Annotated in this window: 10 protein-coding genes; 2 read left to right on the top strand and 8 right to left on the bottom strand. The window is 70.5% G+C overall.

What is annotated here, in order from left to right; genetic code table 11:
- Positions 1–20 precede the first annotated feature (20 nt).
- The 7 genes from AB0O65_RS09910 to AB0O65_RS09880 form a co-directional block, all read right to left on the bottom strand.
- Positions 21–1547 carry an MmgE/PrpD family protein gene (locus AB0O65_RS09910; protein WP_363384626.1) on the bottom strand — a complete coding sequence of 509 codons (1527 nt, stop codon included), beginning with the start codon at positions 1545–1547 and terminating at the stop codon, positions 21–23.
- Complete coding sequence (locus AB0O65_RS09905; RefSeq protein WP_191712583.1) at positions 1544–2203, bottom strand: GntR family transcriptional regulator; 660 nt, start codon at positions 2201–2203, stop codon at positions 1544–1546. The genes AB0O65_RS09910 and AB0O65_RS09905 overlap by 4 nt, the downstream gene beginning before the upstream one ends.
- Positions 2204–2296: 93 nt before the next feature.
- On the bottom strand, positions 2297–3262 hold the full coding sequence (locus AB0O65_RS09900; RefSeq protein WP_363384622.1) for an EamA family transporter: 966 nt from the start codon (positions 3260–3262) through the stop codon (positions 2297–2299).
- Between the two features lie 127 nt (positions 3263–3389).
- Positions 3390–3746 carry a VOC family protein gene (locus tag AB0O65_RS09895; protein WP_363384619.1) on the bottom strand — a complete coding sequence of 119 codons (357 nt, stop codon included), beginning with the start codon at positions 3744–3746 and terminating at the stop codon, positions 3390–3392.
- A gap of 107 nt (positions 3747–3853) precedes the next feature.
- The gene (locus tag AB0O65_RS09890) at positions 3854–5242 is read right to left on the bottom strand and encodes a sulfatase-like hydrolase/transferase (protein ID WP_363384616.1); all 1389 of its coding nucleotides are present in this window, start codon (positions 5240–5242) and stop codon (positions 3854–3856) included.
- Complete coding sequence (locus tag AB0O65_RS09885; protein ID WP_363384613.1) at positions 5242–6165, bottom strand: carbohydrate ABC transporter permease; 924 nt, start codon at positions 6163–6165, stop codon at positions 5242–5244. The genes AB0O65_RS09890 and AB0O65_RS09885 overlap by 1 nt, the downstream gene beginning before the upstream one ends.
- Positions 6166–6173: 8 nt before the next feature.
- On the bottom strand, positions 6174–6983 hold the full coding sequence (locus tag AB0O65_RS09880; RefSeq protein WP_363384610.1) for a sugar ABC transporter permease: 810 nt from the start codon (positions 6981–6983) through the stop codon (positions 6174–6176).
- 169 nt (positions 6984–7152) lie between these two features.
- Here AB0O65_RS09880 and AB0O65_RS09875 point away from each other — a divergent pair, with 169 nt between their 5' ends.
- Positions 7153–8568 (top strand): sulfatase-like hydrolase/transferase, encoded by a 1416-nt coding sequence (locus AB0O65_RS09875; protein WP_363384607.1) that lies wholly within the window; start codon positions 7153–7155, stop codon positions 8566–8568.
- On the top strand, positions 8565–10010 hold the full coding sequence (locus AB0O65_RS09870; RefSeq protein ID WP_363384604.1) for a sulfatase-like hydrolase/transferase: 1446 nt from the start codon (positions 8565–8567) through the stop codon (positions 10008–10010). The genes AB0O65_RS09875 and AB0O65_RS09870 overlap by 4 nt, the downstream gene beginning before the upstream one ends.
- Here AB0O65_RS09870 and AB0O65_RS09865 read toward each other — a convergent pair.
- Positions 9994–11415: a sulfatase gene (locus AB0O65_RS09865; protein WP_363384601.1), complete on the bottom strand. Its 1422-nt coding sequence runs from the start codon at positions 11413–11415 to the stop codon at positions 9994–9996. The genes AB0O65_RS09870 and AB0O65_RS09865 overlap by 17 nt on opposite strands.
- Positions 11416–11462: the final 47 nt, after the last annotated feature.

Here is an 11462-nt window from a genome sequence, read left to right as displayed (position 1 = left end):
TCGAAAGCGGGTCAGAACGGTCAGAACAGCCCCTTCGGGGCGTCGGCGGATGCCAGGACGCCCTTCTTCGCGACGATCGAGAGCTCCTGCACCTCGTCTGCGGTGAGCTCGGGAAGGCGCTGCACGAGCTCGAGGAACCGCTCGATCTCGGCCGCGTCGAGCACGGGCTGCGCGAGGACGCGGAACTTGCGGATGTAGTTCTCCCGGGCGAACGGACGAGCACCGAGCGGGTGCGCGTCGGCGACGGCGATCTCGTCGACGACGGTGCTTCCGTCGGTCAGGGTGATCTCGACGCGACCGCCGAACGCCTTCTCGGTGATGTCGGTGGAGTGGTAGCGGCGGGTCCACTCGGGATCCTCGACCGTGGTGATCTTGTGCCACAGCTCAACGCTGTCGGGGCGTTGCGCGCGCTCGGGGGCATACGAGTCGACGTGATGCCAGGTGCCGTCCTGCAGGGCGACGGCGAAGATGTACGGCACGGAGTGATCGAGCGTCTCGCGCGATGCGGTGGGGTCGTACTTCTGCGGGTCGCCCGCACCCGAGCCGATCACGTTGTGGGTGTGGTGGCTGGTGTGGAGCACGATCGACGCGATGTTGGCGGGGTCGCGCAGCGCGGGGTTGTCGGTGCCGAGGCGGCGGGCGAGGTCGATGATCGCCTGGGCCTGGTACTCGGCCGAGTGCTCCTTGGTGTACGTGTCGAGGATCGCGCGCTTGGGCTCACCGGGCGCGGGCAGCGGCACCTCGTAGGAGGCGTCCTTGCCGTCGAGCATCCAGGCGATCACCCCGTCCTCGCCTTCGTAGATGGGAGACGGAGACGTCTGACCGCGCATCGCCCGGTCGACCGCCTCGACGGCCATCTTCCCGGCGAAGGCCGGCGCGTGCGCCTTCCAGGTCGAGATCTCGCCCTTGCGGCTCTGGCGGGTGGCGGTGGTGGTGTGCAGCGCCTGGCCGATGGCCTGGTAGATCGTCTCGGCGTCGAGCCCGAGCAGCGTGCCGATGCCGGCGGCGGCCGACGGCCCGAGGTGCGCGACGTGGTCGATCTTGTGCTTGTGCAGCGAGATCGCCTTCACCAGGTCGACCTGGATCTCGTAGCCGGTGGCGAGCGCACGCACCAGGGCGTGCCCGTCGGATCCGACGTGCTGCGCGACGGCGACGATCGGCGGGATGTTGTCGCCGGGGTGCGAATACTCGGCTGCGAGGAAGGTGTCGTGGTAGTCGAGCTCGCGCACGGCGACGCCGTTCGCCCACGCCGCCCACTCGGGGCTGGTGCGCTGGTCGAGCGGGCATCCGAAGACGGTGGCGCCCTTGCCGCCGGTCGAGACCGGGTGGCTGAACGCCTGCGCGCGCGCCGCGTTGATCGGGGCGCGGGTGAGGGATGCCGCGGCGACGGCCGCATTGTCGATCACGCGGTTGATGATCATGTCGACGACCTCTGGCTCGACCTCGACGGGGTCGACGGCGACCTGGGCGATCTTCCACGCAAGCTGCTCGTCGCGGGGCAGCTCCTCTTCGGAGCGGTAGACGCGGACGTGGTGGTTGACGGTCATGGGGTTCCTTCCCTGAGGGACTGCAGGATGCTCTCGAGAGCGTTGTGGAGGTGGATGTGGGTCGCGTGCGCGGCGAGGTCGGCGTCGCGGGATGCCAGGGCGCGGGCGATCAGCAGATGCTCGCGCGCTGAGGCGGCGAGCCGGTCGGGCTTGTCGCGGGCCATGCGCCGCACCCGCACGAGGTGCGTGCGGACGGTGCGCAGCGCAGAGCTGAGATAGTCGTTGGCGACGGCCGCGTCGAGCCCGGCGTCGAGACGCGCGATGAGGGCGTAATAGGCATCCCGACCCTCGACCTCGGCGAGATCGACGCGGCTGAACTCGTCCGCCAGGGCGCCGAAGACCTGGGCATCCCCCCGCTGCGCGGCGAGGCGGGCGGAGGTCTCCTCGAGGGCCCGGCGGATCTCGAACAGGGAGCGGATGTCGTCGGCGTCCAGGCCCGCGACCACGGTGACGCGCGGCGACTGCTGCACGACCAGACCGTCGGCGGCGAGGCGGCGAAGCGCCTCGCGCATCGGCGTACGACTGACACCGAGTCGCGCGGCCTGCTCGACCTCGGCGAGCACGGTGCCGGCGGCGAGGGCACCCGACTGGATCTCCTCGAGCAGCGTGGCGTAGGCGCGGTCGCTCGCGCGGAGACGATCGACGACAGTGCTCATGACGCCAGCGTATACACAACGACGACCGGATGCCAGCTTCTGGCGCCACGGATGCCGCGTGCGTATACAAACAGCACCCTTGGCGTGCTGTCCTCAGCGCGCCGATTCGGGAAGCGGCTCCACGAGCTCAGCCGCGGCGGCGGGCTCGCCGAGCTTGACGATCACCACGCCGGCCAGCACCAGCACACCGCCGACGAGCTGCACCGGAGCGGGCAGCTGGCCCAGCAGCAGCCACCCGAACAGCAGCGCCGCGACCACCTCGGCGAGCGCGATGAACGAGGCCAGGCGCGAGCCCAGCATGCGCGTCGAGGCGATGCCCAGCACATACGCGAGGGCGGTGGCGAGCACCCCGATCGCGAGCACGGGGACGAACCACGGCAGGGTGCCGAATCGGTACCCGACGTCGGCGAAGCTCCACGCCATGGGCAGCACGCCCACGATGCCGGCGAGCGTCAGCCCGACGCCGCCGAGCAGCAGACCGGCGGCGGCGAGCACGATCGGCGGCAGCCCGGTGTCTTCGCGTGCGGAGAGCACGAAATACGTCGCCGCCCCGACCATCGCGGCGAGCGCCCAGAAGATGCCGCCGACATCCACCCGCGCCCCGGTGAGCACATCGAGCATCAGCACCAGGCCGAGGAAGGCGACGACCGCGCCCAGAATGCTGCGCCGTGTGGGCTGCTCTCCGCGGCGCAGCCACAGCCAGAGCACCACCGCGACCGGTGCGGTGTACTCGATCAGCAGGGCGATGCCGACGTCCATCACCGCGACGGCCTGGAAGTAGCACAGCTGCGTGGCGGTGACAGCGAGCAGGCCGTACGCGACGATCATGCCGGCGTTGCGGCGCAGCAGACCCCACCGCCCGCGCAGCGCCAGCACGGCGGGCACCAGCAGCACCAGGGCGGCCACCCAGATGCGGGCGGTGACGGCCGCGCCCGGCGTCCATCCCGCGTCGATCAGGCCGCGCGCCCACGCCCCCGACATGCCGAACGACAGCGCCGCCCCGAGCGCGACGGCGAGCCCGACCCCGGTGCGCCGTGCTTTGTACCTCCCTGATCCCATGACCCCCGAGGCTATCGCCCCCGAACCGCCCCTCCCCCGCGCACCGCCTTTCGCTCCGGTATGAGTTCGTGCCGCATCAATCGCGCTGGAGCGGCACGAACTCATACCGGAAGCAGTAGCGGAGGGGTCAGGTCGTGCCCTCGTAGAGGCCGATGTGGTTGCCGTCGGGGTCGACGATCACGGCCCAGGAGCTGGTGTCGGTGATCGGGCTCTTGTCCAGCGCCACCGTCGCACCCGCCTGCGTCGCCGCGGCGATCGTGTCGTCGATCGAGTCGACCTCGACGTACGAGCGGGGTTGCGTGAAGCCCTCCGAGCGCGGCGCCAGACCGCCGCCGGAGATCCCGTTCGGGGCCTGCCACATCGGGTAGCCCTCGAAACCGGGCATCTCGGCGATGCTCCAGGCGAACAGGGTTCCGTAGAAGTCGCTCGCGCGTCGCATGTCGGTCACCGGGATGTCGATGTGCGTGATGTCTCCGTGCGCCATTGCCTCGTCCTCTCATCCGTCGACGGGGCCATTGTGCGCCCGAGTGGCCGTCGGTTCAAGGGCTTGCCCGAGTCAGGCGCACCAAGCGCCTCTCGGGATGCAGCGGCTCAATAGGGGACGGCGAAGATCCGCTCCTGCGTGCCCGGTTCGGCCGCGGCAGGCAGCGGAACCAGCTTGAGGAACTCCTGGTCGTCGGTGTCGATGCACCACTGCAGCAGGCTCGCCCGCATCTGCTCGCGCACCGCGTCGAAGGTCGATTCGACGGCGAGATTGCGGCGTTCCCCCGGGTCGGCGACCACGTCGTGCAGCTGCTCGCGATGACGGCCCCAGCTGTACGCCGTGTACTTGTACCGGCCGCGGTAGACCGCGCGGCCGCGGGTGAGTGGCGGGTCTGCGCGCTCGAACCGGGTCTCGACGCCGACAATGCGCCCGGAAGGCGGATGCCCGCTGCCGTCGATCGAATCGCCGTCGGCCGAGCCGGCGTCCGCGGGGTCGGCGTACGGCAGCGCCCGCCCATGCAGCGCGGCAGGCACAGGCGCCCCGGCTGCCTCGAGCAGGGTGGGCAGCACGTCGAGTCCCGCCGATACCGGCCCGGTCCGGGGCCCCGGCACCACGCCAGGCCCCGACACGATCAGCGGCACGCGCACGCACTCCTCGAACAGCGCCGTCTTCTGGTTCCACCGGTGCGCCGCGTCGCCGTCACCGTGGTCGCTGGTGAACACGATCAGCGTCGACGCCGCCAGTCCGGTCTCGTCGAGTGCGTCGAGGATGCGGCCGAGCGCCGCGTCGGTGCGTTCGACGAGCCGCCGGTAGGCCGCGCGGTACAGTCGCCACTCCTCGGGTGTGTACTCGGCGGTGCCGTAGGTCTGCTGGGCGGCGTGCTTCTCGAAGCGCACCGCCTCGGGTTCGAACGGGGCGGGCTCGAAGTTCGCCGGCAGCGGCGGTGCGTCGCGCACCGCGCCCGGGTCGACGTCGCCGTAAGGCATCGGCTGCCGCCGCGCGTACTCGCACACGCTGTGCGGATCATCGAACGACGCGAACAGCAGGAAGGGCCGCTGCGCATCGGCGCGGCCGCGCAGCCACGCGACGGCCGCGTCGGCGAGACCGCGATCGCCGAAGGGATGCAGCACCTCGAATCCGGCATCCGGCGGTGCGCTGGGCGAGATCGCGTGCCACTTCCCGGCGTAGGCGCAGTCGTAGCCGGCCGCGGTGAGCAGGTGCCCCATGCTGTCGGGCCGAGCCCCCGGCTCCGCGTCCGCCGCCCCGTGTCGGTTGCCGCCGACGCCGAGCTCGTGCGGCATCCGCCCCGTGAGAAGCGAGGCACGTGACGGCACGCACAGCGGGAAGGTCACCGCGGCGCGGGTGAACTCCGCCCCCGATCGGCGCAGCCGGTCGAGGTGCGGAGTGTCGACCCATCCCTCATCGCGGTCGATGACGTGCGCGCCGAGCTGGTCGGCCATCACCACGAGCAGGTTCGGGCGCCCCTCGGCCGTCATCACTTGCCCATGCCGAGGGTCAGTCCCTCCGTGAGGCGGCGGCCCAGCCAAAGGTAGATGGCCAGCATCGGCAGCACGACGATGCAGAGTCCGGCGAACAGGCCGCCCCAGTCCGCACCCGAGTACGTCTGCTGCTGGATGAAGGAGATCAGCGCGACGGGCAGGGTGTACTTCTCGGTGGACTGCAGCAGCGTCAGAGCGAGGAGGGTCTCGTTCCAGTGCGAGATGACCTGCAGCACGAAGGCGGTGAGGATGCCTCCCTTCGCCAGCGGCAGCGTGATGCGCCAGAAGGTGCCGAAGGCGGTCGTGCCGTCCAGCGCCGCGGCCTCCTCCATCTCCAGCGGCAGCGAGCGGAAGAAGGCGGTGAGCAGGAACACGGTGAACGGCATCGAGACACCGATGTACACGAGGTTGAGCCCGATCAGGCTGTCGGTGAGGTACACCTCGTTCAGCATGACGAACAGCGGGATGACGATCACCTGGGCGGGGATGCCGAGCCCGAGCACGAAGTACATCGTCAGCGAGTTCGTGAGCCGGTTCTCGACACGACTCAGGTGGTACGCCGCGGGTGCGGCGAGCGCCACGGTCAGGAACGACGAGACGAGCGTGGTCACGACGCTGTTCATCGTCGCCGTCGCGAAGTCCCCGACCGTCCACGCGGTGACGAAGTTCACCGGGTCGAGCGAGGTGGGCAGTCCCCAGGGATCGGCGAGGATCGAGCGGGTGTCCCGGAAGGCCTGGATGACCATCCACACCATCCACGCCACGTTCAGCACGACGAAGGCCCACAGCAGCACGATGCCGATCGCGCGGATCACGCTGCGGTCGTTGCCGATCGCGGCTCCGCTCCGGCGGCGGGGGCGTCGGTGCTCGGGGGGCACCACGATGGTGCGGGTGGTGTCTTCGGTGAGTGTCGCAGTCACGATGTCTCCTAGAATTCGATCGCTTCGCGCTTCATCACGCGACGCAGCAGCAGCACGAGCACAGACACGAGGGCGAGCGACAGCACGGCCGAGGCGGATGCCGCGCCGTACGCGGGCACGGATTCGCCGGAGAAGGCGGTGACGTAGGTGTACACCGCCGTGGTCCAGGTCTGCGTCGGCGGCATGCCCGCCCCGGTCGAGCCGCCGAAGATCCAGATGATCTCGAAGATCTTGACCGACGAGATCGTCCACAGCACGGCGCACGTGCCGAACACGTCCCAGGTCAGCGGCAGGATGACGTGGCGCAGACGCTGCCAGGCGTTCGCCCCGGCGAGGGCGCAGTCCTCGTAGTAGTACGGCGGGATGCGGTCGACGCCCGCCATCAGGATCGTCGTGAAGTATCCCGTGGTGATCCACGTCATCATGACCATGATCAGCGGGAACAGGTTGTCCTGCGAGAGCCAGGCGGGCGGATCGGTGACGCCGAAGGCGCCGAGCAGCGTGTTGACCAGGCCGCCCGGGTTGAAGATGAACCCGGCGAGGACGCCGAAGATCATCGCGTTGACCAGATGGGGGAAGAAGATCACCGAGCGCGCGATCTTCTTGCCCGCCATGTCGCGAAGCACGAGGGTGAGCGCGAAGGCGATCACGAAGATTGCGAGTCCGACGACGAACAGCAGGAGCAGCGTGTTGCCGAACGAGCGCAGGAAGAGCTTGTCGTTGAACAGCCGCACGTAGTTGCCGAGGCCGACGAACTCCATGGGACCGGCACCGGCCCACTTGTTGAAGCTGATCCAGATCGCGTACACCGAGGGCACGACGAACAGCCTTCACCGCGCAGCTGGAGGACTTCCAGCGTGTGGTGCAGGGCGGCACTCCCACCGTGCCGATCGCGCACGCCCGACACGTGGTCGAGCTGATCCTCGCGGCGTACCGCTCCGCGGAAGAGGGGTCGGCACTGCTGTTCGCCGAGGCGGATGCGCTGAGATGACCCACCCGAACCTCGTCCTGATCGTCAGCGACGACCAGGGCCCGTGGGCGCTGGGCGCGGCGGGGAACCACGAGATCCGCACGCCGGTCCTCGATGAGCTGGCCGAGCGCGGCATCCGTCTCGACCGCTTCTTCTGCGCCTCGCCCGTGTGCTCACCGGCCCGGGCCAGCCTGCTCACCGGACGGATCCCGTCGGCGCACGGCGTGCACGACTACCTCGACGGCGCGCACGCCGGCGCGGCCAGTCGTGACTACCTGGCGGGGATGCCGACCCTCACCGACGCGCTCGCCGACGCAGGCTACCGCCTCGGCCTGTCGGGCAAGTGGCATCTGGGCGCCAGCGATGTTCCGCGGCGCGGCTTCGTGCACTGGTTCGCCCTCGACGGCGGCGGCAGCGCGTACCACGATGCGGTGATGCACACCGGAGACGGCCGGACCGAGCATGTCACCGAATACCTCACCGATGCGATCGCCGACGATGCGATCGCGTTCCTCGACGCCGAGCAGCAGCACGACGCACCGTTCTTCCTCGCCCTGAACTTCACCGCGCCGCACAAGCCGTTCGCCGGTCAGCATCCCGCGGAGTTCACCGACCTCTATCGCGACTGCGCGTTCGAGACGTGCCCGCAGGAGCAGCCCCACCCGTGGCTGCAGACCCTCGACGGCGCGCCGATCGGCGGCGAGGCCGACACCCGAGAGGCCCTGATCGGCTATTTCGCCGCAGTGACGGCGATGGATGCCGCGATCGGGCGTGTTCTCGACCGGCTGCGCGCGCACGACATCCTCGACGACACCCTGGTGGTGTTCCTCAGCGACAACGGGTTCAGCTGCGGCCAGCACGGCTTCTGGGGCAAGGGCAACGGCACCTTCCCGATGAACATGTACGACGAGTCCGTGATGGTGCCGTTCATCGTCGCGCAGCCCGGAGCGCTGCCCGAGGGCGACGTGCACGACGATCTGCGCAGCGCCTACGACCTGCCCGCGACGCTCCTCGAGCTGCTCGGACTCGACCCGGCGCCGTTCGAGCAGGGCCCGGGGCGCAGCTTCGCCGCCGCGCTGCGCGGCGAGCGCGCGGAGCGTGAGCCGCGACCCGTGGTCGTGCACAGCGAATACGGCCCCGTCCGCATGATCCGCACGACAGACCGCAAGTACGTGCACCGGCATCCGTACGGCCCTCACGAGCTGTACGACCTCGAGGCCGATCCGCGCGAGCGGGTGAATCTCGCCGACGACCCTGCGCACGCCGCAGATCTCGCGCGGATGCGCGGGATGCTGGACGCCTGGTTCACTGAGCATGCCGACGCGCAGGCGGACGGCCGCGGTCTGCCCGTCGTCGGCGCCGGACAGACGCGCCCCCTCGACGACGACCCGCTCGGCGCCTTCGCACCGCCTGGATGGGATGGAGCCCCATGAACCGCCCGAACATCCTCCTGATCGTCTCCGACGACCACGGTCACGCCGACCGCTCCGCCATGGGCACGCCCGGGGTGCGCACCCCGGTGCTCGACCGCCTGGCGGCCGAGGGCGCGACGTGCACCGACGCCTACGTGACCGCGCCGATCTGCTCGCCGTCGCGCGCCGGGCTCATCACCGGGCAGTACCAGCAGCGCTGGGGCGGACTGTGGTTCGACTCGGCGCACATCGGCGACGCCCCGACCATCGCCGAGCGTCTTCGCGACGCCGGCTACGCGACCGGGTACTTCGGCAAGGTGCACTACGGACACGAGACCGCCGCCGACCGCGGCGCGCCGCCGCACCACGGATTCGACGAGTCCTTCTACGGCCTGGCCGGTCAGTCGATGGGGCGCCTGCACTACCTGCACCACAGCGACGACGCGGTCGCCGAGTACGGCGAGGCCGCGGAGGCGATGGGGGTGCAGCCGTTCTGGTCGGGCGAGGAGCCCGTCGAGTTCGACGGCTTCACGACCGACGAGATCGCCGACCGCGCGGGCGCGTTCATCGAGAGCCGCGCCGGCGAGCAGCCGTTCTTCGCCATGGTCGCCTTCAACGCCGTGCACAACTTCTGCTGGCAGCTGCCCGACGACGAGCTGGCCGCACGCGGCCTCGAGAAGCCAGACGACTGGCATCCGGGAGCCGCGGAGTACCTCGACTGGTACGACGGGGCGATCAGCCCGAATCTGCCGGACGGGCGCGCCTTCTATCTCGCGCAGCTCGAGCTGATGGATCGCGCGATCGGCCGCCTGCTCGACACCCTCGACGCCGGGGGCGTCGCCGAGGACACCATCGTCGTCTACCTCACCGACAACGGCGGGTCGCAGTGCAACTACGGTGACAACGGTGCGCTGCGCGGCACCAAGTACACGCTGTGGGAGGGCGGCATCCGGGTGCCGTTCCTCGTGCGCTGGCCCGGCGTCGCCGCGGCGAGCACGGTGGTGAGCGAGCCGGTGAGCGCGCTGGATCTCGCCCCCACGTTCGCGGCCGCCGCGGGGCTCGAAGCCTACCCGGACGGTGACGGGCGCGATCTGCGCCCGGTGCTCGCCGAGACGACCGACGCGGAGACGCCCGACGCCGAGATGTCCGATGCCGAGACGCTCGCGGACGAGCGGCACGGCGACCGCGAGCTGCACTGGGACTGCGGCTGGCAGTGGGCGGTGCGTCGCGGCGACTGGAAGCTGCTCTGGGTGGACGGCAACAGCCCGACCGCCGAGTACGTGCGCGCGGTCGAGCACACGAGCACCGGCGAGGGCCTCATCCTCACGGACCTGGCCGGCGACCCCGGCGAGCGCGACAATCTCGCATCCCGTCGTCCGCGGCTGGTCGCCCAGCTCACCCGCGCACACGAGCGCTGGCGGCAGCGGGTCGGGCTGCCGCCCGCGCCTACGTCAGGGGACTGAGCATTCCGGCGAGCGCGGCGGCGCCCTCCCACTCATCCCCGGCGCGCTCCAGCTCGTCGCGCAGGCGGCCGATCAGGCCGGCCGCGCGCGGATGCTGCGGGCTGTCGTCCATCTCGTAGGGATCGGCGGCGAGGTCGAAGAACTGCACTCTCAGACCCGACGCCGGATGCCAGGTCGCGACGACCTTCGCGGTGCGTGTGCGCAGCCCGCGCACGCTGCCGGGGTCGGAGCGCGACGCGTACCGCGTGTAGACGGTGGCGTCGTCATCGTCGGTGGCGGGGACCTCGGCGGCGCCGCGCAGCACGCCGGAGCGGTCGCGTCCCACCATCCGCTCATCGCGCGCGTCGACGCCGGCCAGGCCGAGGATGGTCGGTGCGAAGTCGAGGGAGTCCAGCACGGTGTGGCACTCCCCTGCCGGGACGAGGTCGGGCGCGTGCACGATGAGCGGCAGGCGCATCGACTCCTCGAAGGGGACGTTCTTGTACATCAGGCCGTGGCTGCCGAGCTGCATCCCGTGGTCCGAGGTGAACAGGATCACCGTGGGTCGCGTCGTGTTCTGCTCGGCGACGGCGGATGCCAGACGGCCGACCTGCTCGTCGACACCGGTGATCGCGGCGAAGTAGTCGCGGGCGATCACCGCCGCCTCGTCGGCGATGGGGGTGCCGTGCGGCACGTTGGGCCGGTTCAGCAGCGCACGCGGGTCGAGGTCGGCGTAGTGCGCGCGATAGCGGTCGGGGACCTGGTCGAACGGCTGGTGGGGCGGGTTGAGCGAGACCATCAGCGCGTAGGGCTCGTCGCCGGCATCCCGCACGAAGTCGATCGCGACGTCGATCTCGTGCTCGGCCGACCACTGGTCCACGTCCACCCGGTCCTCCCGGCCCGCGTCGGTCGTCCAGTAGTGGGGCGCGAGGTGCCGGTCGGCCGCACCGTACGAGTACCAGTAGTCGAAGCCGAAGCGTCGATGCGGCGGCGACCAGGCATCCCACACCTTGCCGTCGTCGCGGCGCCCCTCGCCGAACCGCTCGTCGTCGTCGACCGGCGGCTCGAGATGCCACTTGCCGATGTAGCCGGTCCGCCATCCGCTCTGCCGCAGCGCACTCGCCCACGTCGGCAGATCGTCGCGCAGACCGACACCATCCTGCGCGCTCTCGGAATTCACGTTCAGGGTCACGCCGTTCACATGCGGACGCATCCCGGTGAGGAACATCGCCCGGTGCGGGCTGCACACCGGGTACCCGCTCACCGCCTGGCGCATGACCCGCCCGCTCTCGGCCAGCGCGTCGAGATGCGGGGTGTGCACCGGGTCCTCCCCGACGACGCCGAGCGATGCGGCGCGGAACTGATCGGCCATCACGACGAGGATGTTCGGGCGGTGCGGCACGGCGGTCTCCTGGCTCGGGGTCACGCCAGTCAACGCGATCGGAAGGAGAGGATTCAACACGTTCTCGTCTT

It is taken from the genome of Microbacterium sp. NPDC077391 (assembly GCF_040686955.1).
Lineage (GTDB): Bacteria > Actinomycetota > Actinomycetes > Actinomycetales > Microbacteriaceae > Microbacterium > Microbacterium commune.
This window is presented reverse-complemented; position numbering and strand designations above follow the sequence as displayed.